Genomic DNA, 23,709 nt, shown 5'->3' with positions numbered 1-23,709 from the left:
CGGCGCCGGTGGTCGTTCAGCCGTCGCGCAGTTTCGACAGCAGGCTGTCCCGCAGTTTCTCTTCGACGGTTTCCGGCTGTACGACAGTCGCCCCGGTGGCGCCGTCCCGGCGGAACGGGGGATATACCGAGTCCTCGTTGGCAAGGTAGATCTCCAGCACGCCGCCGTCCGGGTTGTAGCCAGAGCTGACAAAATCCCGCGCCGCCGCGTGCAGCCCGTCGGCCAGCAGACCGGCGCCTTCGGCGGCCCATGTGTCATAGAACCGGACCTGATTTTCCGAGATCTGGTAATCGACCCGCATCACGCGGCGCACCGGCAGGCCCAGATCCTCGACGATCCGGGTCGTGGTCTGGACCATCTGGGCGTCGACGCTGGGTTCCGCGAAAATCCAGACGGCAAGGTTGCCAAGACCCGGGACTATCGGTGTCGGCGGAACCGGGTCCGTGGCGGGCGCCATGCCGCTGGTTCCGGTGGCGCCCAGCAGCACCAGTGCACTGCGGAACGGCGGATCGGCGGGCGCAGAGGCGAGCATCGGCGCGGGACGCGTGCCCGGAGTGTCCAGCGATGGCGGCGATGCCCAAGCGAAGACCTCGGGCGGGGGCGCCGGGGCGTCCAGTCCGGGCAGCGCACCCGGGGTCGCGGCGGCGGTAAGGTCGTCAGGCCGGCCCAGCGCGCGCAGGTTCTCTTCGGGCGCGGCATCATCGGTGAACGGGGCCGGATGGTCCGACGGGGAGGGCGCGCCCTCGGGCGGCCGTACCGCGGGGGGTTCCGCCATCGCGAAGGTTTCGGGCCGCAGGTGGGCCGGGCCGACCTCGGGCCGCTGGGCGGGGGCGGGCACCGAAAGATCGCCGGGCCGTGCCGGGGGCGGGACCGAGGCCGATGTCGGGGCAGGCGGCGCGGGCTGGATATCCGGCTCTGGCGTCAGCGGGCCGCCGTCGAGCACGGCCAGCGCGTCCGGGCCTTCCGTCGGCGTGTCCGCGGGCGCGGGGGCCTCTGCGGCGGCCAGATCGGTTGCGGACGGTTGCTCTGGGATCTCAGGGGCCGGGTCGGCCGTCGGCAGATCCGGTGCGACCAGTTCAAGGGGCTGCACCGGAGAGCCGGGCAGATTGGTGCCGGGCAGGTCGGCAGTGGTTTCGGGACCGGGCTGGGATGGAGACACAAACGTAGAGGTCGGCTGGATGTTGGTCAGCACGTTGTCGGGCGTGGCCCCGGGCGTGTCCGTCGGCGCGTCGGCGACATCCGTTTCAGGCGTTACAGCCGGTACGTTGTCAGGCGCGGCGGGAGGCTCGGCCACTACGGCGTCGGGCTGATCCACCGCCAGCAACTCGTCCCCGGGGCCGGTCGTGCGCAGCATGACCGTCAGCGCGCCAACGCCCACACCAACACCGACCCCCGCGCAGAAGCCCAGCGCGACGGTCACGGCCCGCCTGCGGCGCGAGCGCGGTCGGCGCTCTGGCGCAAGGATCACCGGCGGCAGCTTCTGGATGCGGTTCTCGGATTTCTTACGATCCGGCGACAGCGCGCCCGAGGCCAGCATGGCGCCCAGCGGTGCCTCCGAATTCGACGTCGGATCAGGAGACGCGGCACGCGGCGCGGGCGATGGCTTTTTCAAAACCGACGCGGCGCGCGGACCAGCCGGTCGACTCGGCGGTGCCTGGCGCGGCTTGGCCGAGGCGGACGCGGACGCGGTTTTCGCACCGGGGCGCGGTGTCTTGGCCGGGCCGGGCTTGGCGTCTGCCTCTAGTGCCTCTGGTGTCTCTGGTTTCTGGGGCGGCCCGGCCGTTCCAGCGGCCTTCGAAGCCGGCTCGGGTTTCGCGGCAGGGTCGGCTTTCGGAGCTTTAGGATTTTCCGGCGCGGGTCCGAAAACGAACATGTCCGCCGGCGTCGTGGGCGGGGCGTTGCCTTCGGCCGGTTCGGACGGGTCCGGGGGCCGCAGCGCGGACTTGTCCACAAGCGGTTTCGGCTCGTTGCCCTCGGCAGCCTTGGCCCGCAGCACCGATTCCCGCTGGGCGCGCGCACGCTCCAGACGGGCCTCCCAGCTCATCTCCTGCAGGACCTTCTGGTTTTCCGAAGGAATTCCACTCACTTGCCGCGATCCCCCTAAGATCGAAGCCGGATTTCGCACTGACCCCCATGCGCCGGCTTGAACGACATAATGCCCTTGCCAGCGCGAAGACGCAAATCGTCGGATCGGCGTAAATCAGCCGGTTTTCCTAATGAAATAAACCTGTTCGACATCGGACACCGTGCTGTCGATCAGCACATGGCCCGCCTCGGTGCAAAAGTGCGGAATGTCGATCACCGCCACCGGATCGTCGGCCATCACACGCATGACCTGCCCGGGCGCGATGGCCTGCAGGCGCTTGCGCAATTTCAGCACCGGCAGGGGGCAAATCAGCCCCCGCGCGTCAAGTTCGGCATCAAACGGGATCGTGGTGTCCATGCGCCGCGTGATAGGCAAAGGCGGTCCGGCAGGCAACAGTCCACGGGGATGTGACCTTTGGGGCAGGTGACGCGGCGCGGGACGCGGGCTATGCAGGCCAGACACCCGCCCGGCAAAGTCACAGGGACACCCATGTTCGGCATTGATATCTTCGACGCCAGCCTTCTCCCCGCGATGATCGTCGCGCTGTCGGCGGGCTTCATCTCGTTCCTGTCGCCGTGCGTCCTGCCCATCGTGCCGCCGTATCTGGCGTACATGGGCGGCATCAGCATGGGCGAGATGCAGGGCAGCATCGGCGACCGCCGCCGTGTGCTGCTGGCGGCGTTGTTCTTCGTGCTGGGTCTGTCGACCGTCTTCCTGTTCCTTGGCTTCACCGCCTCGGCCTTCGGGTCGTTCTTCCTGCAGAACCAGGAATGGTTCGTGGTCGGGGCAGGGGCCGTCGTCATGGTGTTCGGCGCGCATTTCATCGGCGTCTACCGCATCGGATTTATGGATCGCGAGTTGCGGGTCGAAGCCGGCGACAAAGGCGGCAGCGCCTTCGGGGCCTATGTGCTGGGCCTTGCCTTCGCCTTCGGCTGGACGCCCTGCATCGGCCCCCAGTTGGGCGCGATCCTGTCGCTGGCCGCGTCCGAGGCCAGCCTGACGCGCGGCACCACGCTTCTGGGCATCTACGCGCTGGGGCTGGGCATCCCGTTTCTGCTGGTGGCGCTGTTCTTCCCGCGCCTGCAAGGGGTGATGGGCTGGATGAAGCGCCACATGGACCGGATCGAGAAGATCATGGGCCTGCTGCTGTGGACCGTGGGGCTGATGATGCTGACCGGACAGTTCACCGCGTTCTCGTTCTGGCTGCTCGAGAAATTCCCGGCACTGGCCACCATCGGCTGAACAGTCGCGTCGGGCGCGAACAATCCGACGCATATTCATCACTTTGTCGCCCGTTCATCGTGGGTAAACTTTCGTCGGCTTATGTTCACGGGACCTCTGCGCTAATCTCGCCCGGAACCTGAAAGGCCGTCCAATGGCTCCTGATCCGAGTGGCCCACAGCCTGTTCCCGTCTCGCGCCGCCGGGTGTTCTACATCCCCGGCTACGACCCGATTCACCCCCGTCGCTACCGCGAACTGTACCGCACCGAATCCGCCGAACAGGCCGGGATCAGCGGGTACGAGATCGGGATCACCCCCCGCAGCGGCGACCGCTATGGATGGGACGTGGCCGCGACGATGGACGGCCACCGCGTTCAGGCGCAGGTCGAGGTTCTGGTATGGTCCGACCTTGTGCGGGCTTCAATGTCGAACGGGATCGGCGCCACCTACCTGCAGCTTGTCCGTACCGCGTGGACCTATACCCGCAGCGGCACGCTTCGGCGGCTGATGTGGATGCGCAAGGGCCCGGTGATCGCGGCGCTTTACCCGGTGGCCATGCTGCTGGCGCAGGCGCTGGTGGCACTGGTGTTCGGCGCGCTGGCCGGGACGGTCGTGACACGCGGGCTGGATTGGCTTGCGGATTTCGCGCTTGGTCTGTTCGGCGCGACGGCGGACGGCGCGATCTGGTCGGGCGCGCTGACGGTGCTGTGGTGGGCCTGCCTGCTGGCCGCGGGGTATGGCGTGCTGCGCTGGTTCAAGGCGCGCGACGGCAAGCTGTTCGCCTATTACCTGATGCACGACTACGCCCACAGCTGTCAGCTCGACGGCGCCTATCCCGACGATCTTGAGGCGCGGTTGAAGGACTTCACCGACGTGATCGCCCACGCGCTTAACGACGACGTGGACGAGGTGCTGGTCGTCGGCCACAGCTCGGGCGCGCATCTTGGCGTCTCGATCCTTGCCAACCTGATCCGCCAGAAACGCGTGCCCGCCAACGGGCCGGCGCTGTCCTTCCTGTCGCTGGGGCAGGTGGTGCCTATGGTGTCCTTCCTGCCAAAGGCCGACCGCCTGCGCGCCGACCTGCATTACCTGTCGCAGCGCGAGGAACTGACTTGGATCGACGTGACGGCGCCCGGAGACGGCTGCGCCTTCGCGCTGTGTGACCCGGTGGCGGTGTCGGGCGTGGCCCCGGCACGCGGCAAGCGATGGCCGCTGGTGTTCTCGGCCGCCTTCACGATGGCGCTGTCGGAAGAGAAATGGAAGGCGCTGCGCTGGCGCTTCTTCCGGCTGCATTTCCAATACCTGTGCGCCTTCGACCGCCCACGCGATTACGACTATTTCCGCATCACCTCCGGGCCTTTGACGCTGGGCGCGCGATATGCCGGTCGCGAACCCTCGCGCTCGCGCATCGACGTGGCGGTCTCGGCGCACACCAGCATGGCCGCATGATCCCGCCCAAGCCGCCGTCACGGCCCGGGCGCGTGTCGCTCTGGCGCTATCTCCGGCTGTTCCGGCAAGACATCCTGTCGGCCCAACCGGCGCGCCTGTACCGCGCGTGGATGGCCGAGTTCCGGACGCCGTTCTTTCGCTCGTATCTGGTGAACCAGCCCGACCTTGTGCGCGAGGTGCTGAACGCCCGCCCGATGGACTTCCCGAAATCCAACCGGGTGGGCGAGGGTCTGCGCCCGCTGCTGGGAGACTCGGTGTTCCTGACCAACGGCGAAACCTGGCTGCGGCAGCGCCGCATCATCGACCCCGCGTTCGAGGGCGGGCGCCTGCGCGACACCTTCCCGGCGATGCTGGCGGCGGGGCAATCCTGCGTCGCGCGGCTGGCGGGGCGCACCGGACAGACCGTCGAGATCGAAGAGGAACTCAGCCACGCCGCCGCCGACGTCATCTTCCGCACCCTGTTCTCGATCCCGATCGAGCACGCGCTCGCGTCAGAGGTCTTCGCGCGCTTCCGCGACTACCAGCGCACCCAGCCGATCCTGAACCTCGCGGCCTTCGTGCCGCTGCCGTCGTGGATGCCGCGCCTTCACCGCCGCCGCACCCGCGCCGCCGCCGCGCGGATCCGCAGCCTGATCACCCAGCTGACCGAGGCACGGATGGCCGAGATAAAGGCCGGCACCGCCCCGGACGATCTGGCCACCAAGATCATGACCACTCCCGACCCGCAGACCGGCGACCGCTTCGGCACCGCCGAGATGGTCGATCAGGTGGCGATCTTCTTCCTTGCGGGCCACGAAACAAGCGCCTCGGCGCTTGGCTGGGCGCTGTACCTGCTGGCACTGCACCCCGAGGTTCAGGACCGCGTCGCCGCGGAGGTCGCGACGCTGCCCGACCAGCCAACCTTCGCCGACCTGTCGACCCTGCGCCTGACCCGCGACGTGTTCCGCGAAACGCTGCGGCTGTACCCGCCGGTGCCGATGATGGTGCGCGAGACGACGCGCCCGGAACAGTTCCGCGACCGCGACATCCCCGCCGGATCGCAAATCGTCCTCAGCCCGTGGCACCAGCAGCGCCACGAACGGCTGTGGGACGACCCCGACAGCTTCGATCCCGACCGGTTCACCACCGAGAACGGCCGCCAATGCCTGCGCGAGGCCTACATGCCCTTTTCATCCGGCGCCCGGGTCTGCACTGGCGCGGGCTTCGCGATGGTCGAGGGTCCGTTGCTGCTGGCACTTCTGGTCCGGGCCTTCCGCTTTCAACGGATCGAAGGCGACGACCCGACACCTGTCGCATTTCTCACGGTGCGTTCGAGAAACGGGATCCGTCTGGACGTACGTCCCCGCTAATAGGGGGCGCTGCCCCCGCCGCACCTGCGGTGCGTCTCCCCCGAGGTATTTACGAAGAGAAGAAAGCGCGCGCGGACGGGCCTTCTTCTCTTTTGAAATACCTCGGGGAGCGCGAGGGGCGGGCCCCTCGCTTCTTCGGGGTCAGGGCATGAGCCGCGAGATGTAGGGCGGCAGCGCGAAGGCAGCCTTGTGGACCTCGGGCGTGTAGTAATCGGTCTCGATCGCCGCCGCGTCGAAGCGGGCCTTCAGCGTGTCGAGGTCGGTGTGGCGCGCTTTGCCGTCGGTGCCCCAGCCGAAGGCCATCGGGCCGCCGGCGTAGGTGGGGACCGTCGCGGTGTAGCAGGTCCAGTCGCGGAACAGCTCTTTGAAGGCGCGCATGGTGTGCGTCAGCTCATCGCCCTGCAGGAACGGCACGCCGTTCTGGGTGACAAGAATGCCCTCGGGGCTGAGCGCGCGGTGGGCGTGGCCGTAGAAATGATCCGTGAACAGCACCTCGCCGGGGCCGACCGGGTCGGTGGAGTCGATGATGATGACGTCGTAGCCGCCCTCGGTCTCGCGCATGAAATCGGCACCGTCGGTGATGACCAGTTCCAGCCGCGGATCGTCGAAGGCGCCGTCCGACAGGGTGGGCAGGTATTCCTTCGAAAAGTCCACCACGCCGGCGTCGATCTCGACCATCGTCAGATGCTGCACCGTCTGGTGTTTCAGCACCGTCTTGGCCATGCCCCCGTCGCCGCCGCCGATGATCAGCACCCGGCGGGCGTCGCCGTGGGCAAGGATCGGGACGTGGGACATCATCTCGTGGTAGATGAAGTTGTCGCCCTCGGTGGTCTGCACCACCCCGTCCAACGTCAGGACGCGGCCGAAGGTCGGGTTCTCGAACACCCGCAGACGCTGGTGGTCGGTTTTGCTGTCGTAGTGGACCTGTTCTTCGCGCAGGGCCTGGGCGTGATCATCGTGCAGGCGCTCTACGCTCCATCCGGTCATGTCGGTCATCGGGACATCCTCCGTTTTGGCCTGTTTGCCGTGGCGGGCCGCGATGTCAACCTGTCGCGTCGCGCGGAGAAGGGTCACCCCGGGTTCGCATCGGTTCGAAGACCACTGCTGAGACGACTCGACGCGACGGAAGGCATTCGCGGTCACCAGGCCGGCGATGATGTAGCCTGTCCGTTGGCAAAGCATAAGGTCGCCTTCCGCAAAAGTGGAACAAGCGTAGGGTGTGCCCCGCAACGGGGCGCACCGAGGGGCGATCCGGGGCGCTTTCGCGTTTCGGGCCCTGCGCGGACCGGCTATGCCGTTGGGATGGAGAACCGACCGAAACTCGCCGCGCTGGCGGTCGTGGTGCGCGATGCGCATGTGCTGCTGGTGCGGCGGCGCAATCCGCCCGATGTTGGGCTTTGGGGCTATCCCGGCGGCCATGTCGAATGGGGCGAGACCGTCGCCGAGGCGGCAATGCGTGAGTTGCACGAGGAAACCGGCGTGGTGGCCGAGGCCGTCGGCTGGCTGGACAACCTCGACACGATCGTGCGCGACGGGGACGGTGTGGTGCGGCACCACTATCTGCTGGTCGCCATCCTCTGCCGCTGGCGCGACGGCCAGCCCGAGCCACGGGACGACGTAAGCGAGGCCGCGTGGCTGCCGGTGGCGGACGTTCTGGCGGGGCGATACGAGGCGTCCGCGCAGGTCGACGAGGTGCTGTCGCGGGCCTTGACGACGGCGGACAACACGGGGCCCCGATAAAGGTAAGGGCCGCCCGACCGACCGGACAAAACCGGTGGCCAGGCGACCCTGTGCCTGTCCCTTGCGCGGGTTATCCCGTCTTTCAAGGTTGCTGCGGGCGCGTCATCCCACGCGCCCTGTTCGTCGCCTTTGCTGGCGCTCTGGTCATTGCGGCGCGATGGCAAGCAGCGCTCATCCCGCCCTTCACGGCCCTCGGGCCGTGGCGGCCACGCGCCTGATCAAGACGCGTGGCCTAATCGGGGTAACCCCTGATACCCCTTGCTCCGTCCCGTGAGTGCGACAGGAGCGTCTCTGGATCGTATTGCGTCGAACCCTTGCGGCTTAGGCGGCGTCTTCGACCAGCCCGTCGCCGCGCAGCAGTTCCTTCACCCGCACGTCGGGTGTGTTGAACGCCTTGCTCAGCACGTCGACCGCCAGCCAGGGCTGCGCATCGCCGCACATGAAGACATCGAACGCGCCATAGCCGATTTCCGGCCACGTATGGACCGAGATGTGGCTTTCGGCCAGCACGGCCACGCCGCTCACGCCCTGCGGCGAGAACTTGTGCGTGTGGATGTGCAGCAGCGTCGCGCCGCATTCGTCCACGCAGTCGCGGAAGGCCTGCTGGATCCGGGCCTCGTCGTCCAAGCCCGTGCCGTCGACAACCTCGATGATGAGGTGCGTCCCGGCGAACACCCGGCCGTCACGGCGGATGAAGTGATCTTCGCGGTCTTCGTCGAACACGTCGCGTTCAATGGTCGTTTCGGTGGTGGCCGCAATGCGGACACACGAATCTTCCTCATGGGCGCCTGTCTCCAGACCGATCCCCAGTTGGAAGAGGTTGGTGCCGTCCATGACACGTCCCCTTCTAGCCAGTAGATTGAATCCAGAGGTTCCTTAGCGCCCCCCCGTGGCAGCCTTGGCTGCCCGTAAGTTGGGATCGGTCCCTCGCTCGTGGCGGCGATCTAAGGGCAGGAACCGAGTCGTTCAAGCGTTTTTTTCGGGCTTTTCGAAGCTGTGGTAAATGACGCTGCGTCATCGATGTTGGCGCTAACGAAGACGGCCCTTCCACACCACGGCACCCGGGGCATTGGGGCGGGGATCTGGCCAAGCAAAAAAGGGGCGGGACGGGACCCGCCCCCAGGATGGGGCCACCAGACAGGGGAGTAGAAAGCCGGCGGCCGCCGTAACTTTGGCGCCATCGCGCCAGCCGCGTCAGTCTTTCCAGAAGGGGCGCTCGGCCTCGAGCCGCGCCTCGCCCTTGGTCAGGCCAATGTCCTGCAGCAGGTGCGGGTCCAATGTGCCAAGCGAGCGTCGGGTGCGGCGACGCTCATCCCATTTGGTCAGCACCACCACGAAGCGCAGCGCAACCGCGGAAATCGGCGGCAGGGGACGGCGGGAGAGATAGCCGAGGGCGTCGTTCGGGTGTGCTTGTGTCACGGGATGTCCTTTCAAATTGTATTGACACAATGAGGCGATGTTGCCACGTATGTAGCAGTACAATCGCGCATGTACCAAGTCGAGGGAAAGATTGTAATGGATACAATTTGGCAGCCGAGCCTGGATGGGCGGTCCGGCCCGAAATACGCCGCCGTCGCCGAGGCGATCCGGGACGGGGTGCGCAGCGGTGCCTTGACCACGGGGGAAAAGCTGCCTCCGGTGCGCGAGCTGGCGTGGACGCTGGGGATAACCCCCGGCACCGTGGCCCGCGCCTATACCGAACTGACGGACGAGGGGCTGCTGCTAGCTGCCGTGGGGCGCGGCACCTTCGTGGCCGAACAGCGCGCGCAGGCGGCCGAGACGATACCGGACGGGCCGATGCGCCTGTACGGCCCCAGCCTTCCCGACGTGGGGCAGGTGGCGCTGATCCGGGAACTGATGGTCAAGGTCGGCCAGCAGGGCGGCGTGTCGGACATGCTGGACTATCCCAGCCGTGTCGCCACGCCGCTGCGCGATGCGGCGATCCGGTGGCTGGCCTCGGCCCATCTTGGACCGCTGGACGCGGCGGACGTGGTTCCGGCGCATGGCGGGCAGCACGCGATCCTGCTGACCATGCAGGCGATCCTGCGCGGGTCCGATCCCGTGATCCTTGTGGAAGAGATGCTGTATCCGGGGTTCCGCCGGGCCGCCGACCTGCTGCGCGCGCGCCCCGTGGCGGTGCCGATGGACGAACATGGCCTTATCCCCGGCGCGCTGGAAGAGGCGGTGCGCCGGCATGGGGCGCAATTGCTGTGCACCTCGCCCGAAGTGCACAACCCCACGACCCTGTGCACGCCGGAATGGCGCCGGATGGAGATCGTCGACGTGGCGCGCCGCACCGGGCTGCAACTGGTCGAGGACGATTGCTATCGTCTGGGCACACCGGTCGGGCGGCCCTATCGCGCGCTGCTGCCCGAACAGGGCTGGTATGTCAGTTCCCTGTCCAAACACCTGACCCCGGCGCTCCGCATCGGCTTTGCCGTGGCCCCGGCGGGGCGGGGTGCCGGTCTGCGGCGCGCGGCAGAGCATGGGTTCTTCGGCATCTCCGCGCCGCTGGCCGATCTGACGGTGGAACTGCTGCGCGCGCCGAAGCTGGCCCGGCTGATGGACGACGCCCGGCGCACGATGAACGACTATGTCCGCGCCGCCGTGAACGTGCTGGGCGGCCACGACCTGACATGGCGCGAGGACGTGCCGTTCCTGTACCTTGGCCTGCCGTCCGGCTGGCGCGCCGGCGCTTTCTGCCAGCGGGCCGAAGCCGCGGGCGTTCAGGTCCGCGCGGCGGACGAGTTCGTCCTGCGCGACGGGCGGGCGCCCCATGCAGTGCGGATCTCGATCAACGCGCGCCATGGGCTGGCCCGGTTCGAGGCGGCGATGCAGAAACTGCGCGAGCTTCTGGACAATCCGCCCGAGCAGATCAGCGTCTAATGTGGGGTATAATAATACCGTAATTGCAAGCTATTGTTTTTACGTGTTTTTATCGAACGAACTGCCGTTGACTGGGATTTCGGGGCGTGTATAACCGCGCAATCCGAATTCCGGGGCGGGTCCAGACCCGTTCCACATCCGAAACCGAGGTTCCGATATGAAGACCTATACCGCGACGCCTGCGGATATCGACAAGAAATGGATCCTGATCGACGCCGAAGGCATCGTTCTGGGCCGTCTTGCGTCGATCGTGGCGATGCGCCTGCGTGGCAAGCACAAGGCGACTTTCACCCCGTCCATGGACATGGGCGACAACGTGATCATCATCAACGCCGACAAGGTGCAGATGACCGGGAAGAAGCGCGCCGAGAAGACGTACTACCGTCACACCGGCCACCCGGGCGGCATCAAGTCCCGCACCGCCGAGGAAATCCTTGAAGGTGCGCACCCCGAGCGTGTCGTGACCGCAGCGGTCAAGCGCATGCTGCCGGGCAACCGCCTGTCGCGCCAGCAGATGACCAACCTGCGTGTCTACGCCGGTGCCGAGCATCCGCACGAGGCACAGAACCCCGAGGTTCTGGACGTCAAGTCGATGAACAAGAAGAACACGAGGACCGCGTAATGGCCGAGCAAGTCAACTCGCTGGAAGAGCTGGGCCAGGTTGCCGAAGGCACCGCGCCCGCCGTCGAGACCGAAGAGCTGATCAACCGCGACCCCGTCCGTGACGAACTGGGCCGCTCCTATGCCACCGGCAAGCGGAAGGACGCGGTTGCCCGTGTCTGGATCAAGCCGGGCTCCGGCAAGGTCACCGTCAACGGCAAAGAGATCAACGTCTACTTCGCGCGTCCGGTGCTTCAGATGATCCTGAAGCAGCCGTTCACCGTTGCGGGCGTCGAAGGCCAGTTCGACGTGCAGGCGACCGTCAAGGGCGGTGGTCTTTCGGGTCAGGCCGGTGCGGTCAAGCACGGCATCTCGAAGGCGCTGCAGCTGTACGATCCCACCCTGCGCCCGGCGCTGAAAGCCGCGGGCTTCCTGACCCGCGACAGCCGCGTCGTGGAACGGAAGAAATACGGCCGCGCGAAAGCCCGCCGCAGCTTCCAGTTCTCGAAGCGTTAATCGTTTCGCCAGACTTTCGCGAAGGGCCGTCCTGTTGGGCGGCCCTTTTGCTTTGAGCGGCGCCCGAAGGCGCGGCGAAACGGGGGCTTTGCCCCCCGCGCCTGCGGCGCTCCCCCCAGGATATTTTCAGACAGAAGAAGGGCAGGGCGCCGTGCATCAGGCGACGGCGAACAGGTCCACGCGCACCGCGTCGGGCAGGCGTCTGCCGGTGCCCACGAACAGCGTGTTGTTGACCCAGGCATAGCGCGGGTCGCCGGTTTCCAACCGGGCGACCGTGCGCATGTAGTAACGGGCGGGATCGACCTCTTCGCCGCGACCGAGTTTCGCGATCACGTCGGGGGGCCCGTGGCGGGTGCCGGTGTTGATGATCTCGATCAGCGCGCCGTCGTCGGTTTCGAACGCGTAGCGGGTATCGAGATGGGCGGCGCCGTCGGCCTGAATGGTCTGCCAATCGGCGCCAAGGTTGAGGATGGTGCCGTTCAAGCGCGGTCCGGTCACGGTGCCGCCGATGATCGGAATGATGCGGCGCTGCCCGAAGCGCCCCGACCCCATTTCGCGGATCGGTGCGAGTTCGACCTGCAAGGTGCAGGCGAACTCAAGCACAGGCGCCTCGGGCATTGCCTCCGTCCTCCTCCAACGGATCACAAGAGGGTGACGTGCGCGTCAGGGAAGGTCAATGGCCGAAATGCACACAAGTTCAATACATCGCTCAAGACCTAACACACCCACGCCGCGGACCCCGGATTCGGGTGGTCTGGGGGCGACCTTCAGCCGTCTGGCGGGACCAGTCCGAGGCCGCGCAGATAGATGCCGATTCCGGCCTCCAGCAGTTCCTCGGGCGGGAAGGGGGACCGGCGCCCGGCGGCGCCACGGGCGTAAAGTTCCACCACGCCGTGGCTCATCGCCCAGATGTGGGCCGAGAACATCGCCGCCGGAGGCCGACGGTCCGGGGGGATGTGTTCGGACAGCACCGCCGCCGCCCGTTCCAGCACCGTGTTCGCGCGGCTGGCGGCGTGGGCCAGTTCCGGGCTGCGGTTGATCGAGATGCCGCTTTCGAACATCGCGATGTAGTGGCCCGGGTATTTCTTTGCAAAGGCGAGATAGGCGCGGCCCGTCGCCTCGAACGAGGCCAGCGCCGAGGGCTGACCGGATTCGAACGCATAGTCCATCAGGTCCGAGAAGATCTCGAACCCCTGCAGCGCGGCCTCGGCGATCAGGTCCTCGCGCCCCTCGAAATGGCGGTAAACAGCAGCCGGGGTCACACCGGCCTGCTTCGCGGCCTCGGACAGGGTGAACCCGCTGGGACCCTTTTCCTCGATCAGCTTCAGCGCCGCGTCCAGCAAGGCGCGCCGCAGATCGCCGTGGTGATAGCCGCGCTTAGCCATTCCAGAGTTCGGGACCCCCGCAGATCTTCGGGTCGGGGTCGCAGGCGACCTTGTCGGTCTTGCCCTCGTACATCATCTGCGACAGCACGGCGCGGATCGCGGCGATGCGGGCGCGGCGCTTGTCGTCGGCGCGGATCACGGTCCACGGGCCCTGAATGGTGTGGCTGCGTTTCAGCGTCTCGCCGATGGCGGCGGTGTAGTCGTCCCACAGCGCCAGACCCTCGACGTCGATGGTCGACAGCTTCCACTGTTTCAGCGGGTCTTTTTCCCGGTCGAGGAAGCGGCGCAGTTGTTCCGCGCGGCCGACGTTCAGCCACAGCTTGACGAGGTGGATGCCTTCCTGCTGCAGCATCGCCTCGAAGGCGGGCAGTTGCTGGAAGAAGCGTTCGCGCTCGGGGTCGGTGCAGAAGCCGAAGACCTTCTCGACGACACCCCGGTTGTACCACGACCGGTCGAACAGAACGATCTCGCCATCGGTGGGAAGCTGTTCGACATAACGCTGGAAATACCATTGGCCGCGCTCGCGGTCTGTGGGCTTCGGCAAGGCCACCACCCGCGCCACGCGGGGGTTGAGGTTTTCCCGGAACCGCTTGATCGCACCGCCCTTGCCGGCGGCGTCGCGGCCTTCGAACACCACGACGACGCGCTTGCCGGTCGCTTTCACGTCCGCCTGAAACCGGGCGAGTTCCAGTTGCAGGGCGTCCAGCGTGTCCTCGTAGTCCTTCTTGTCCATCCGGTCAGCGTAGGGATAGTCGTCGTCCAGCACGATCTTCCCCTCGTGCGACAGGATCGCGTCGCGGACGGGCTTGGGTGCCTCTTTCTCGAAGTAGCGGCTGATCGCGCCATCGTAGGGAAGGGACATGTTGACCTCTTTCACATCTGCGACCGCAGTATCGCGATTAGTGGCGTCAACGCAATCCGGCGCGCCGTGTCAGACGGTCGAGCACCGCGATCACCGCGTCCTGCGCGACGTGGTGCGGCATGTGGCCGATGCCGGGCAGGCGGGTCAGGCGTGCGTCGGCCAGCTGGTCGACCAGCACGTCAGAGTGGACGTCGATCGGTACGATGCTGTCGGCGGTGCCGTGGATGATCTCGACCGGAAGCTCGATGCTGTCGTAGCGTTCAGACATCGCATCAAGATGCGGCTTCAAGCTGTTGATCTGGCGGACATTCGCGCGCAGCGTCTCGCGTCGCAGGGCAAGTCCGATGCCGATGTGGTCGGAATAGCCGTCCGGCGGCGACTGCGGCGCGAAGATCGCGCCAAGGGTCAGGCTTGCGCGGTCGCCGGGCAGGAAGGCGGCCAGCAGCGGCGGGATCGAGGTGCCGCCGACCGACGAGGCGACGATCGGATACTGCGGCGCCAACTGGCCGGGCCACGGTTGCGAGGCACCCGAAACGATCACCAGACCGGCGACGTTGTCGGGCCGTTCCAACGCCCACGCCAGCGCGACCGCGCCACCGTAGGACTGGCCCAGCACGATCGGCCGCTCGGCCCCCAGTTGCTGTGCCGCCGCCTGTAGAAGGCGCGCCTGTTCCGCCGGACTTTCCGAGCGGGTGTTGGCCGGACCGCCATAGCGGTCGGACACGCGGTCGGTATAGCCCAGTCCGGGGCGGTCGAAGACCAGCACGCGGTAGCGGTCCTTGACGGCGTCCACGAAGCGGAAGGTGAAATCGCGCGTGTTGCCGCTGGCGCCGTGGATCAGCACCAGATCCGGTCCGGCGCCCTTGGGTAGACCGTCGACCACGACATGCACGCGGCGGCCCGCGACCTCGACGAACTGGCCTTCCGGCGGATAGGTGCGTTCGGCCTGCGCCTCGTTCCGGGCCGCACGCCGGTCGATCCCGGCGCAGGCGGCCAGACCCAGCGCCGCGATCAGCGCAAGACTAGCGGCTGCCAATCTGCGCACTGTCGAACGGCGTGGTCTGGTAGATTTCGTTGATCCAGTTGCCGTACAGAAGGTGGGCGTGGCTGCGCCAGCGGTTCGTCGGCTTCTGGCTGGGATCGTTGTCCGGGAAGTAGTTCTCGGGCATCAGGATCTCGCCGCCCGAGGCGACGTCGCGGTCGTATTCTTCCTTCAGGGTGCCACTGTCGTATTCGAGGTGGTTGAAGATATAGAGCCCGCGATGCTTCTGGTCCTGGATCAGGCAGGGGCCGGTCTGGTCCGAACCCAGCAGGGTCACAAGGTCGGGATGCGCGTCGATCTCGTCCTGACGGATCTCGGTCCAGCGGCTGACCGGCACAAGGAACGCGTCGGAGAAACCGCGCAGATAGGGCGAGGCGGGCGTGATGTTGCGGTGCAGGAAGCAGCCGAACGCCTTCTGGTCCAGCATGTACTTGCGGACCTGCCAGAAGTGCCACAGCAGCGCCATGCCGCCCCAGCAGACGCCGAAGGTGGAATGCACGTTGGTCTGGGTCCAGTCCATCACCTCGGTCAGTTCGTCCCAATAGGTGACGTCCTCGAACGGCAGGTGCTCGATCGGGGCGCCGGTGATGATCAGGCCGTCGAACTTTTCCTCCTTCACCTCTTGGAAGGGGCGATAGAAGGTCTCCATGTGCTCGGCGGCGGTGGTGCGCGTCTGGTGCTCGGTCATGCGGATCAGTTGCAGGTCGATCTGCAACGGGGTCGATCCGATCAGGCGCGAGAACTGGATCTCGGTCTGGATTTTCTTGGGCATCAGGTTCAGCAGACCGATGCGCAGCGGGCGGATGTCCTGCTTGGCGGCCGCGATGTCCGACATGACCATGACGCCCTCGCGGTTCAGAACCTCGTAGGCGGGCAGGTCTGACGGCAGGGTGATGGGCATTTAGGCTACCTGGTTTTGCTTGTGAAAGAAGCGTGTGCGAAAGACCGCACAGATATATGCATCGTCATCGGGTCTCAAGGGCACGGCCGATAAGTGCGACAAACCCGTCCGCATCGCGCACATTGGCCACGTCCTCGGCGGTGACGGTCACGCCCCAGTTCTGGGCCATCGCCTCGTAGCGGGGCTGGCGGTGCGCCAGCGCGCGGGCATAGGTCCAGCGCACGAAGGCGTCGGGGTCGACCGCGTCTTCGGGCAGGCCGGTTTCGCGGCCGTATTCTTCCCACGCGTCGTGCAGGAATTCGGCCTGATAATACATCGGCTTGGGCGCGCGGTCGAAGCGGCGCACCAGTTCGGCGGTGTGCGCCTCGGTGCCCTTGATCCAGACCATCAGCGTTTCCGACGCCAGCGTGTTCATGATCTCGTCGTCCGGATCCCACGGGTCGACCACCTCGCAGATCGAGCCGCCGCTGTCGCAGACGAAATGCGGATACCCGTAGATGTCGATCGAACGGTCGATGAACCGCGGGGTGTCCAGCAGGGCGCCGATCTCGGCCACGCGGTGCTGTTCCTGCCGGATCATGTACTCGTCGAAGGGCAGGCCGCCCTTGGCGGGGTCGCCGGGCTTGCCAAGATAGGCGGACAGGGGCGCGAGGTTGTTGAAGGTGATGTTGGACCCGATGTAGATCGAGTCGGTCATCAGCAGGTCGCGCAGGAACGGAACCTGCATCGCGTGCCGCTTGGCGTTGTCCGCGATGTGTTCGCCCATGTAGCGGGTGCCGATGCGGTAATCGATCGAATAGTGGAACCACCCGCCGGCATCCCGAAGGAAGTTCGAGACATGGGTCTTGCCAAGGCCCGACATCCCGAACAGCAACACCCGCCGGTGGTCGGCTGTCTGCCACTGCTGCGCGTTCTCGTAGATCATCGTCGCCCTTTCCGGTCCCTGCAGCCCCTCGAATGCCGTGCGGGGGCGGGGAACGCAAGCGCCGGGATGGACTTGCCCCTGCGGCTGGTCTATCGCGTGCGCCAACCAAGGACGGGCGCAAACGGGGCCGAGACATGACGAAGAACGGGATCACCTATAGCCAAGCCGGCGTGGACATCGACGCGGGCAATGCGCTGGTCGACCGCATCAAGCCGGCCGCCAAGTCCACCGACCGTCCCGGCGTGATGGCCGGACTGGGCGGGTTCGGCGGGCTGTTCGACCTGAAGGGCGCGGGCTTTACCGATCCGGTGCTGGTGGCGGCGACCGACGGCGTCGGCACCAAGCTGCGGATCGCCATCGACACCGGCAACGTCGACACCATCGGCGTCGACCTTGTCGCCATGTGCGTGAACGACCTTGTCTGCCAAGGCGCGGAACCCCTGTTCTTTCTTGACTACTTCGCCACCGGCAAGCTGGACGTCGACAGCGCCGCGCGCATCGTCGAGGGCATTGCCGCAGGCTGCCGTGCCTCGGGCTGCGCGCTGATCGGCGGCGAGACCGCCGAGATGCCGGGCATGTACGCCAAGGACGATTTCGACCTTGCAGGGTTCTCGGTGGGCGCGATGGAGCGTGGCACCGAACTGCCCGCCGGTGTGGGCGAGGGCGACGTGCTGCTGGGCCTTGGCTCGGACGGGGTGCATTCCAACGGCTATTCGCTGGTGCGCAAGATCGTCGAACTGACCGGCCTTGGCTGGGACGACGACTGCCCCTTCGCCGAGGGCACGCTGGGCGCGGCGCTGCTGGCGCCGACGCGGCTGTACGTGAAGTCCGCGCTGGCCGCGATCCGCGCGGGCGGCGTACACGGCCTTGCCCACATCACCGGCGGCGGCCTGACCGAGAACCTGCCGCGCGTCCTGCCCGAGGGCATGGGCGCCACCATCGACCTGTCGTCGTGGCAGCTTCCGCCGGTGTTCCGCTGGCTGGCCGAGAAGGGCGGGCTGGAGCAGGCCGAACTGCTGAAGACCTTCAACGCCGGGATCGGCATGGTCGTTGTCGTCGCCGCCGACCGCGTCGAGCCGCTGACCGCGCTGCTGGCCGAAGCGGGCGAGACCGTCAGCGTGCTGGGCTCGGTCGAGCCGGGCGAGGGGGTTCGCTACTCTGGCGCGCTTCTGTGAAACGTGTTGCCATCCTAGTGTCGGGCGGCGGGTCCAATATGGTCCGCCTTGTCGAAAGCATGACCGGCGACCACCCGGCGCGCGCCGTGATGGTTGGGTCGAACGATCCGCAGGCGGGCGGGCTGGCCAAAGCCGCCGACATGGGGATCGAGACCTTCGCCGTCGATCACCGTCCCTTCAGGGGCGACCGCCCCGCGTTCGAGGCGGCGCTGCGCGAGCGCATTGATGCGGCCCGGCCCGACATCCTGTGCCTTGCCGGCTTCATGCGCATCCTGACGGCCGGGTTCATTCAGGCCTACGAGGGCCGGATGCTGAACATCCACCCGTCGCTGCTGCCGAAGTACAAGGGCCTGCACACCCACGAACGCGCGCTTGAGGCGGGCGACGCGTGGCACGGCTGCACCGTGCACGAGGTGACGGCGGAACTGGACGATGGCCCGATCCTTGGGCAGGCGCGGGTTCCCGTCGAACCCGGCGACACGCCGGACACGCTGGCCGCGCGGGTGCTGACGATGGAACACCGGCTGTACCCGGCGGTGCTGCGCCGCTTTGCGGACGGCGACCGCAGCCGTCTGGATCTTTAAATCGTTTCCTTTTCCCGCCGTGGACGGGCGTGCTGCCCTTTGTTGTCGCGTCTCTTTGCGCGAAACGGTCCAAGTTTTCGCTAAGGCTTTTCATTGCCGCGCGACCGGCGTATCAGGCGAGGGGTTGGGCGGAACAAACGGCAAGACAACAGGGAAATCAGCCTCCGAGCATGAAAACACTCACCACGACCGAGGCGCTTCAGGAATTCTGCGACCGCGCGGCGAAAGCGCCCTATGTGACCGTAGACACCGAGTTCCTGCGCGAGCGCACCTATTATTCGAAACTCTGCCTTGTCCAGCTGGCCATTCCCGGCGACACCGAGGACGACGCCGTCCTTGTCGATCCGCTGGTCGAGGGCCTTTCGTTGGCGCCGCTTTACGAGCTGATGAAGGACGCGGGCGTGGTCAAGGTGTTCCACGCCGCCCGGCAGGATCTTGAGATCTTCTACATCGACGGCGGGGTGATCCCCGAGCCTCTGTTCGACACGCAGGTCGCCGCGATGGTCTGTGGATTCGGCGAACAGGTCGGCTATGAGACGCTGGTGCGCAAGATCGCCAAGCAATCGCTGGACAAGACCTCGCGCTTTACCGACTGGTCGCGCCGACCGCTGACCGACGCCCAGATGAAATACGCTCTGGCCGACGTGACGCATCTTCGGGTGATCTATGAATACCTGAACGCCCAGCTTCAGAAGTCCGGCCGCAAGGAATGGGTCGAGGAAGAGCTTCAGGTGCTGACCGATCCCGCGACCTACGTGGTCCACCCCGAGGACGCGTGGAAGCGGATCAAGACCCGCACCCAATCCGGCAAGTTTCTGGCCGTCGTGCGCGAACTGGCCCGGTTCCGCGAGGAATTCGCCCAGTCGCGCAACGTGCCGCGCAACCGCGTCTACAAGGACGATGCGCTGCTGGAACTCGCCTCGACCAAGCCGCAGTCGGCGCAGGACCTCAGCCGGTCGCGTCTGCTGCTGCGCGAGGCCCGCAAGGGCGACATCGCGGACGGTATCATCGCGGCCGTGAAGGCTGGCATCGAAGCGCCCCGCGACGACCACCCCGAACCGGACACCCGCCGCGACTCGTTGCAGGTGAATCCGGCGCTGGCGGACATGCTGCGCGTGCTGCTGAAGGCCAAGGCCGATGATGCGGGCGTGGCGCAAAAGCTGATCGCTACCGCATCGGATCTCGACGCACTGGCCGCCGGTCAGCGCGACGGGCTGTGCCTGAAGGGCTGGCGCCGCAAGGTGTTCGGGGAAGACGCGCTGCGCCTGTGCGACGGCAAGATCGGTCTTGCGGTCAAAGGCGAAAAAGTCGGCGTCATCGAGCTTTAGGAAAACGACAGTGCGCGCCGCCGGGACGGGCGGCGCGTGGCTTTATCGGATCAACGGCGGACGACCAACGCGTTGTTGGCGCCGTTGACCTGGATCGCGCGGACCTGCGCCAGCGTCTGGTCGGACAGGAACTGCCCCACGATGATCTCGCGCGACCGGACGGTGGACACCCGTGTCGCCGTCAGCGGCGGGCTGACGCGGAAGTGGAAGGCCAGAACGCCGTCGACCACCATGCCGTTGTTCGCCGGCACCAGCTCGCCATCGTAGTAACCCTGCCGCGTCGCGACGCCCGTGGCGCGCACGATGGCGCCGCCGGGGATCTTTTCAAGCCGCAGTTCGGTCACGTCGCCGATCAGGGCGCGCGGGTCCTGGTAGGGGTTGCTGGTGTCGCTGACCGTCGTTTCCGAACGGCCGAACCAGTTCGCGGGGTTCAGCCGCGATTCCGACATCGCGCCGCACCCGGCGACCGAAAGTCCGAGGATCATGAGAATGACCAGTCTCACCGGCATGTGTACCCCTGCTGTCTGCCCCAATTCCCGGTTATCCCAATCAGGGCGCGTTGAAAAGCCTGCAGAACCTTTACCTTTAGACGTCGTGCCCTTACCTCGACGCTGACGCTGCAAAGGACGACATCAATGGCCACGCCGGAATTCGAGGACATCGCCGACACCTTCGACTTTCTCGACGACTGGGAGGATCGCTATCGCCATGTCATCGACATGGGCAAGGCGATGGACCCGCTGGAAGACGCCTTCCGGGTGCCTGCCACCAAGGTCGAGGGCTGCGCCAGCCAGGTCTGGATCGTCCCCGAGGTCGAGGGCGAAGGGCCGGACGCGGTGTTCCGGTTCCGGGGCGACAGCGACGCGATGATCGTGCGCGGGCTGATCGCGATCCTGAAGGCGATGTATGGCGGGCTGACCCTGCGCGAGGTGATGCAGGTCGACGCGCCCGCCGAGCTGGGTCGTCTGGGGCTGAACGATCACCTGTCGGCACAGCGGTCGAACGGGCTGCGCGCGATGGTGGAACGCATCCGGCTGATCGCGGCGCAGCAGGGCGCGTAGCCGGAAGGCGTCAGGACGGGGCCTAGTAGCCCCGCCAGATCCAGCCGCCGCCGAACACCCGGCTGCCTTCGTTGGCGTAGAACACGCAGGCCTGTCCGGGCGACACGCCTTCTTCCGGCGCAACGAGTTCCACCTCGGCGGTGGTGTCCGACAGCGGACGGATCACCGCTTCGCGCGGGGGGCGGGTGGACCGCAGTTTCACGGACAACCGCCATTCCGGGCGGCTGGTGAAGGGCTCGTCGCCCAGCCAGTTGATCTCGCGCACCGGCACGGTGCGGGTGGCCAGCATCTCTTTCGGGCCGACCACGACCTTGTGCGCGTCGACGTCCAGCTTCACCACGTACAGCGGTTCGTCCTGCCCGCCGATGCCAAGGCCCCGGCGCTGGCCGATGGTGTAGTGGATCACGCCGCGATGCTCGCCCAGCACGCGGCCGTCGGCATGGACGATCTGCCCCGGCTCGGCGGCGCCCGGGCGCAGCTTCTCGATCACCGAGGCATAGTTGCCGTCCGGCACAAAGCAGATGTCCTGGCTGTCGGGCTTGTCCGCCACCGCCAGCCCGTGCTTGTTCGCCAGCGCCCGGGTTTCCGCCTTGGACACAAGGTGCCCCAGTGGGAAGCGCAGGAACGATAGCTGTTCCGGTGTGGTCGAGAACAGGAAATAGCTTTGGTCGCGGTTCGGATCGGCCGCCATGTGCAGTTCCGGCGCGCCGGTATCGCCCAGCTTGCGCTGGATGTAGTGGCCGGTCGCCATGCAGTCGGCGTCAAGATCCTTCGCGGTCTGCAGCAGATCTTTGAACTTCACCCGCTCGTTGCAGCGGATGCAGGGCACCGGGGTGGCGCCCGCAAGATAGCTGTCCGCAAATTCGTCGATCACCGCATCCTTGAAGATGTTCTCGTAGTCTAGAACGTAATGCGGAAAGCCCATTTCCTCGGCCACGCGGCGCGCGTCGTGGATGTCGATCCCCGCACAGCAGGCGCCCTTCTTGGCCAGCGCCGCGCCGTGGTCGTAAAGCTGCAGCGTCACGCCGACGACGTCATAGCCCTCGCGTGCGAGTTCGGCGGCGACGACGGACGAATCCACGCCGCCCGACATCGCCACGACGACGCGGGTGTCTTCCGGTGCCTTTGCAAGGCCCAGCGAGTTCAGGTTGCCATCCAGTGCCATAGGGAAGTCCTTTCGGTCCGCCGGAATATAGGAAAATGCGAGCAACTAACAAGACCCCGCTTCATCGGGCATTAAGCGGGGTGGTCCAACGTCGGTTCGTCAAATCTGAGGGGAACTGACATGTATCTGCGCAAAGTCGACGGGCCTCGAACCGTCACCTTGCCCGACGGCACCCGAATGAGCCGCGCGGACCTGCCCGACGCGGACACACGGCGGTGGGTCGCCAGCCGAAAGGCGGCGGTCGTGCGTGGGGTTTCGTCTGGCCTGATCTCACGCGAGGAGGCGCTTAAGACCTATGGGCTTAGCGATGACGAGTTCGAATCCTGGGTCGCGATGGTGGATAAGCACGGCGAGGCCGCGTTGAAAGCCACCGCGCTGCAACGATATCGTTAGGCCGGAAGAGTTCGCGCGAAATACTGAAGCGTGCGCACGCTCGCGTTGAAAGCGCTTTAGAAGTCTGAATATATAAGATTAATAGCTTAAGCAAATGACGTTCAATTGCACCGGAGTTAACCTTCAAGTCTAATAAAATTTGCGAAAACAACCCGCGCGGTGGCACTATTAACTACCTGAGGTAACCTGTGGTTAACCTTTCTCGACCTAAGACTTAGTCAATGCAACTGGCTGAGAGTGGAGTGCCGAACATGCGTGTCCTTCTTGTCGAAGACGACCCCGCCACCTCGCGTAGCATCGAACTGATGTTGTCCCACGCCAACCTGAACGTCTATGCGACGGACCTTGGCGAGGAAGGGATCGATCTTGCGAAGCTTTACGATTACGACCTGATCCTGCTTGATCTGAACCTGCCCGACATGAACGGGCACGACGTTCTGCGGCAGTTGCGGATCGCACGGGTCGATACGCCGATCCTGATCCTGACCGGCGCGGACGATACGGAAAACAAGCTTAAAGGCTTCGGCTTCGGCGCCGATGACTATCTGACCAAACCGTTTCACCGCGAAGAACTCGTGGCCCGCATTCACGCGATCATCCGCCGCTCGAAAGGGCATTCGCAGTCGGTGATCCGCACCGGGTCGATCGAGGTGAACCTTGACGCCAAGACGGTAGAGGTGGGCGGCAAGCCGGTTCACCTGACAGGCAAGGAATATCAGATGCTTGAACTGCTGTCGTTGCGGAAGGGCACGACGCTGACCAAGGAAATGTTCCTGAACCACCTGTACGGCGGCATGGATGAACCGGAACTTAAGATTATCGACGTGTTCATCTGCAAGCTGCGCAAGAAGCTGTCGCAAGCCACCGGCGGCGACAACTTCATCGAAACGGTCTGGGGCCGGGGCTATGTGCTGCGCGACCCGGAACCGGGGGAAATGAACGACCAGATCGCCATCGGCGCATGACGCCGGGCCCGAACAGGCAGACGACCCCACTCACGGACTAGACCTCTCCCGGGTGCGCTCCTATCAAGTCGGAAA

Annotated in this window: 26 protein-coding genes; 13 read left to right on the top strand and 13 right to left on the bottom strand. The window is 66.1% G+C overall.

Features of this window, described 5'->3' with window-relative positions; genetic code table 11:
* Positions 1–16: 16 nt before the first annotated feature.
* Together P1K30_RS02985 and P1K30_RS02980 are read right to left on the bottom strand one after the other, a co-directional pair.
* The gene (locus P1K30_RS02985) at positions 17–2,044 is read right to left on the bottom strand and encodes a hypothetical protein (RefSeq protein ID WP_275631182.1); all 2,028 of its coding nucleotides are present in this window, start codon (positions 2,042–2,044) and stop codon (positions 17–19) included.
* A 156-nt stretch (positions 2,045–2,200) separates the two neighbouring features.
* Complete coding sequence (locus tag P1K30_RS02980) at positions 2,201–2,443, bottom strand: sulfurtransferase TusA family protein (RefSeq protein ID WP_275631181.1); 243 nt, start codon at positions 2,441–2,443, stop codon at positions 2,201–2,203.
* Positions 2,444–2,575: 132 nt separating this feature from the next.
* On the opposite strand from P1K30_RS02980, the gene P1K30_RS02975 reads away from it, so the two are divergent.
* The 3 genes from P1K30_RS02975 to P1K30_RS02965 all read left to right on the top strand — a co-directional run bounded on the left by P1K30_RS02975 (position 2,576) and on the right by P1K30_RS02965 (position 6,106).
* Entirely contained in the window at positions 2,576–3,328 is a 753-nt protein-coding gene (locus tag P1K30_RS02975; protein WP_275631180.1) for a cytochrome c biogenesis CcdA family protein, read from the top strand.
* 133 nt (positions 3,329–3,461) lie between these two features.
* Complete coding sequence (locus tag P1K30_RS02970) at positions 3,462–4,757, top strand: hypothetical protein (RefSeq protein ID WP_275631179.1); 1,296 nt, start codon at positions 3,462–3,464, stop codon at positions 4,755–4,757.
* The gene (locus P1K30_RS02965) at positions 4,754–6,106 is read left to right on the top strand and encodes a cytochrome P450 (RefSeq protein ID WP_275631178.1); all 1,353 of its coding nucleotides are present in this window, start codon (positions 4,754–4,756) and stop codon (positions 6,104–6,106) included. Before P1K30_RS02970 ends, P1K30_RS02965 begins: the two co-directional genes overlap by 4 nt.
* Positions 6,107–6,247: 141 nt before the next feature.
* On the opposite strand, the gene speE is transcribed toward P1K30_RS02965, so the two are convergent.
* A complete protein-coding gene (gene speE, locus P1K30_RS02960; protein WP_275631177.1) occupies positions 6,248–7,102 on the bottom strand; it encodes a polyamine aminopropyltransferase in 855 nt (284 codons plus the stop codon).
* 306 nt (positions 7,103–7,408) lie between these two features.
* On the opposite strand from speE, the gene P1K30_RS02955 reads away from it, so the two are divergent.
* Entirely contained in the window at positions 7,409–7,846 is a 438-nt protein-coding gene (locus P1K30_RS02955) for an NUDIX hydrolase (RefSeq protein ID WP_275631176.1), read from the top strand.
* A gap of 321 nt (positions 7,847–8,167) precedes the next feature.
* On the opposite strand, the gene speD is transcribed toward P1K30_RS02955, so the two are convergent.
* The gene (speD, locus tag P1K30_RS02950; protein WP_275631175.1) at positions 8,168–8,680 is read right to left on the bottom strand and encodes an adenosylmethionine decarboxylase; all 513 of its coding nucleotides are present in this window, start codon (positions 8,678–8,680) and stop codon (positions 8,168–8,170) included.
* Between the two features lie 360 nt (positions 8,681–9,040).
* Positions 9,041–9,265, bottom strand: a complete 225-nt coding sequence (locus P1K30_RS02945; protein WP_275631174.1) for a DUF1127 domain-containing protein — start codon at positions 9,263–9,265, stop codon at positions 9,041–9,043.
* Between the two features lie 96 nt (positions 9,266–9,361).
* Between P1K30_RS02945 and P1K30_RS02940 the strand changes: the two genes are divergently transcribed.
* The 3 genes from P1K30_RS02940 to rpsI all read left to right on the top strand — a co-directional run bounded on the left by P1K30_RS02940 (position 9,362) and on the right by rpsI (position 11,848).
* Positions 9,362–10,732 (top strand): aminotransferase-like domain-containing protein, encoded by a 1,371-nt coding sequence (locus P1K30_RS02940; protein WP_275631173.1) that lies wholly within the window; start codon positions 9,362–9,364, stop codon positions 10,730–10,732.
* A 157-nt stretch (positions 10,733–10,889) separates the two neighbouring features.
* Entirely contained in the window at positions 10,890–11,354 is a 465-nt protein-coding gene (gene rplM, locus P1K30_RS02935; protein ID WP_275631172.1) for a 50S ribosomal protein L13, read from the top strand.
* Complete coding sequence (gene rpsI, locus P1K30_RS02930; RefSeq protein WP_275631171.1) at positions 11,354–11,848, top strand: 30S ribosomal protein S9; 495 nt, start codon at positions 11,354–11,356, stop codon at positions 11,846–11,848. Before rplM ends, rpsI begins: the two co-directional genes overlap by 1 nt.
* Before the next feature lie 156 nt (positions 11,849–12,004).
* Here the strand turns inward: rpsI and P1K30_RS02925 are convergent, their stop codons facing one another.
* The 6 genes from P1K30_RS02925 to P1K30_RS02900 form a co-directional block, all read right to left on the bottom strand.
* Positions 12,005–12,466, bottom strand: a complete 462-nt coding sequence (locus P1K30_RS02925) for a DUF3237 domain-containing protein (RefSeq protein ID WP_275631170.1) — start codon at positions 12,464–12,466, stop codon at positions 12,005–12,007.
* A 149-nt stretch (positions 12,467–12,615) separates the two neighbouring features.
* Positions 12,616–13,233 carry a TetR/AcrR family transcriptional regulator gene (locus P1K30_RS02920; protein WP_275631169.1) on the bottom strand — a complete coding sequence of 206 codons (618 nt, stop codon included), beginning with the start codon at positions 13,231–13,233 and terminating at the stop codon, positions 12,616–12,618.
* Entirely contained in the window at positions 13,226–14,095 is an 870-nt protein-coding gene (ppk2, locus tag P1K30_RS02915; RefSeq protein ID WP_275631168.1) for a polyphosphate kinase 2, read from the bottom strand. Before ppk2 ends, P1K30_RS02920 begins: the two co-directional genes overlap by 8 nt.
* A gap of 46 nt (positions 14,096–14,141) precedes the next feature.
* Positions 14,142–15,131 (bottom strand): alpha/beta fold hydrolase, encoded by a 990-nt coding sequence (locus P1K30_RS02910; RefSeq protein ID WP_379561038.1) that lies wholly within the window; start codon positions 15,129–15,131, stop codon positions 14,142–14,144.
* Complete coding sequence (gene metA, locus P1K30_RS02905; protein ID WP_275631166.1) at positions 15,118–16,038, bottom strand: homoserine O-acetyltransferase MetA; 921 nt, start codon at positions 16,036–16,038, stop codon at positions 15,118–15,120. The genes P1K30_RS02910 and metA overlap by 14 nt, the downstream gene beginning before the upstream one ends.
* A 64-nt stretch (positions 16,039–16,102) precedes the next feature.
* Positions 16,103–16,963 carry an ATPase gene (locus P1K30_RS02900; RefSeq protein WP_275631165.1) on the bottom strand — a complete coding sequence of 287 codons (861 nt, stop codon included), beginning with the start codon at positions 16,961–16,963 and terminating at the stop codon, positions 16,103–16,105.
* Positions 16,964–17,097: 134 nt separating this feature from the next.
* On the opposite strand from P1K30_RS02900, the gene purM reads away from it, so the two are divergent.
* From purM to rnd, 3 genes are all read left to right on the top strand, one after another.
* Positions 17,098–18,138 (top strand): phosphoribosylformylglycinamidine cyclo-ligase, encoded by a 1,041-nt coding sequence (gene purM / locus P1K30_RS02895; RefSeq protein WP_275631164.1) that lies wholly within the window; start codon positions 17,098–17,100, stop codon positions 18,136–18,138.
* Positions 18,135–18,722 carry a phosphoribosylglycinamide formyltransferase gene (gene purN / locus P1K30_RS02890; protein WP_275631163.1) on the top strand — a complete coding sequence of 196 codons (588 nt, stop codon included), beginning with the start codon at positions 18,135–18,137 and terminating at the stop codon, positions 18,720–18,722. Before purM ends, purN begins: the two co-directional genes overlap by 4 nt.
* 170 nt (positions 18,723–18,892) lie before the next feature.
* The gene (rnd, locus tag P1K30_RS02885) at positions 18,893–20,050 is read left to right on the top strand and encodes a ribonuclease D (RefSeq protein ID WP_275631162.1); all 1,158 of its coding nucleotides are present in this window, start codon (positions 18,893–18,895) and stop codon (positions 20,048–20,050) included.
* A 50-nt stretch (positions 20,051–20,100) separates the two neighbouring features.
* On the opposite strand, the gene P1K30_RS02880 is transcribed toward rnd, so the two are convergent.
* Entirely contained in the window at positions 20,101–20,559 is a 459-nt protein-coding gene (locus P1K30_RS02880) for a hypothetical protein (protein ID WP_275631161.1), read from the bottom strand.
* A 126-nt stretch (positions 20,560–20,685) separates the two neighbouring features.
* Here P1K30_RS02880 and P1K30_RS02875 point away from each other — a divergent pair, with 126 nt between their 5' ends.
* The gene (locus tag P1K30_RS02875; protein ID WP_275631160.1) at positions 20,686–21,111 is read left to right on the top strand and encodes a SufE family protein; all 426 of its coding nucleotides are present in this window, start codon (positions 20,686–20,688) and stop codon (positions 21,109–21,111) included.
* 22 nt (positions 21,112–21,133) lie between these two features.
* On the opposite strand, the gene mnmA is transcribed toward P1K30_RS02875, so the two are convergent.
* Positions 21,134–22,276 carry a tRNA 2-thiouridine(34) synthase MnmA gene (gene mnmA / locus P1K30_RS02870; RefSeq protein ID WP_275631159.1) on the bottom strand — a complete coding sequence of 381 codons (1,143 nt, stop codon included), beginning with the start codon at positions 22,274–22,276 and terminating at the stop codon, positions 21,134–21,136.
* A gap of 120 nt (positions 22,277–22,396) precedes the next feature.
* Between mnmA and sciP the strand changes: the two genes are divergently transcribed.
* Positions 22,397–22,669 (top strand): CtrA inhibitor SciP, encoded by a 273-nt coding sequence (sciP, locus tag P1K30_RS02865; RefSeq protein ID WP_275631158.1) that lies wholly within the window; start codon positions 22,397–22,399, stop codon positions 22,667–22,669.
* Positions 22,670–22,920: 251 nt separating this feature from the next.
* Positions 22,921–23,634: a response regulator transcription factor CtrA gene (gene ctrA / locus P1K30_RS02860; RefSeq protein ID WP_275631157.1), complete on the top strand. Its 714-nt coding sequence runs from the start codon at positions 22,921–22,923 to the stop codon at positions 23,632–23,634.
* Positions 23,635–23,709: the final 75 nt, after the last annotated feature.

The sequence above is a fragment of the Psychromarinibacter halotolerans genome, from assembly GCF_029168315.1.
In the GTDB taxonomy this organism is placed as follows: Bacteria; Pseudomonadota; Alphaproteobacteria; order Rhodobacterales; family Rhodobacteraceae; genus Psychromarinibacter; species Psychromarinibacter halotolerans.
The sequence above is the reverse complement of the archived record's forward strand: the minus strand, read 5'-3'. Positions and strand labels throughout refer to the sequence as shown.

What these genes read in the sequence shown, in the direction of transcription:
- P1K30_RS02985 (WP_275631182.1), bottom strand. Translation starts at nt 2,044, where the DNA reads ATGAGCTGGGAGGCCCGTCTGGAGCGTGCGCGCGCCCAGCGGGAATCG.
- P1K30_RS02980 (WP_275631181.1), bottom strand. Translation starts at nt 2,443, where the DNA reads ATGGACACCACGATCCCGTTTGATGCCGAACTTGACGCGCGGGGGCTG.
- P1K30_RS02975 (WP_275631180.1), top strand. Translation starts at nt 2,576, where the DNA reads ATGTTCGGCATTGATATCTTCGACGCCAGCCTTCTCCCCGCGATGATC.
- P1K30_RS02970 (WP_275631179.1), top strand. Translation starts at nt 3,462, where the DNA reads ATGGCTCCTGATCCGAGTGGCCCACAGCCTGTTCCCGTCTCGCGCCGC.
- P1K30_RS02965 (WP_275631178.1), top strand. Translation starts at nt 4,754, where the DNA reads ATGATCCCGCCCAAGCCGCCGTCACGGCCCGGGCGCGTGTCGCTCTGG.
- speE (WP_275631177.1), bottom strand. Translation starts at nt 7,102, where the DNA reads ATGACCGACATGACCGGATGGAGCGTAGAGCGCCTGCACGATGATCAC.
- P1K30_RS02955 (WP_275631176.1), top strand. Translation starts at nt 7,409, where the DNA reads ATGGAGAACCGACCGAAACTCGCCGCGCTGGCGGTCGTGGTGCGCGAT.
- speD (WP_275631175.1), bottom strand. Translation starts at nt 8,680, where the DNA reads ATGGACGGCACCAACCTCTTCCAACTGGGGATCGGTCTGGAGACAGGC.
- P1K30_RS02940 (WP_275631173.1), top strand. Translation starts at nt 9,362, where the DNA reads ATGGATACAATTTGGCAGCCGAGCCTGGATGGGCGGTCCGGCCCGAAA.
- rplM (WP_275631172.1), top strand. Translation starts at nt 10,890, where the DNA reads ATGAAGACCTATACCGCGACGCCTGCGGATATCGACAAGAAATGGATC.
- rpsI (WP_275631171.1), top strand. Translation starts at nt 11,354, where the DNA reads ATGGCCGAGCAAGTCAACTCGCTGGAAGAGCTGGGCCAGGTTGCCGAA.
- P1K30_RS02925 (WP_275631170.1), bottom strand. Translation starts at nt 12,466, where the DNA reads ATGCCCGAGGCGCCTGTGCTTGAGTTCGCCTGCACCTTGCAGGTCGAA.
- P1K30_RS02920 (WP_275631169.1), bottom strand. Translation starts at nt 13,233, where the DNA reads ATGGCTAAGCGCGGCTATCACCACGGCGATCTGCGGCGCGCCTTGCTG.
- ppk2 (WP_275631168.1), bottom strand. Translation starts at nt 14,095, where the DNA reads ATGTCCCTTCCCTACGATGGCGCGATCAGCCGCTACTTCGAGAAAGAG.
- metA (WP_275631166.1), bottom strand. Translation starts at nt 16,038, where the DNA reads ATGCCCATCACCCTGCCGTCAGACCTGCCCGCCTACGAGGTTCTGAAC.
- P1K30_RS02900 (WP_275631165.1), bottom strand. Translation starts at nt 16,963, where the DNA reads ATGATCTACGAGAACGCGCAGCAGTGGCAGACAGCCGACCACCGGCGG.
- purM (WP_275631164.1), top strand. Translation starts at nt 17,098, where the DNA reads ATGACGAAGAACGGGATCACCTATAGCCAAGCCGGCGTGGACATCGAC.
- rnd (WP_275631162.1), top strand. Translation starts at nt 18,893, where the DNA reads ATGAAAACACTCACCACGACCGAGGCGCTTCAGGAATTCTGCGACCGC.
- P1K30_RS02880 (WP_275631161.1), bottom strand. Translation starts at nt 20,559, where the DNA reads ATGCCGGTGAGACTGGTCATTCTCATGATCCTCGGACTTTCGGTCGCC.
- P1K30_RS02875 (WP_275631160.1), top strand. Translation starts at nt 20,686, where the DNA reads ATGGCCACGCCGGAATTCGAGGACATCGCCGACACCTTCGACTTTCTC.
- mnmA (WP_275631159.1), bottom strand. Translation starts at nt 22,276, where the DNA reads ATGGCACTGGATGGCAACCTGAACTCGCTGGGCCTTGCAAAGGCACCG.
- sciP (WP_275631158.1), top strand. Translation starts at nt 22,397, where the DNA reads ATGTATCTGCGCAAAGTCGACGGGCCTCGAACCGTCACCTTGCCCGAC.
- ctrA (WP_275631157.1), top strand. Translation starts at nt 22,921, where the DNA reads ATGCGTGTCCTTCTTGTCGAAGACGACCCCGCCACCTCGCGTAGCATC.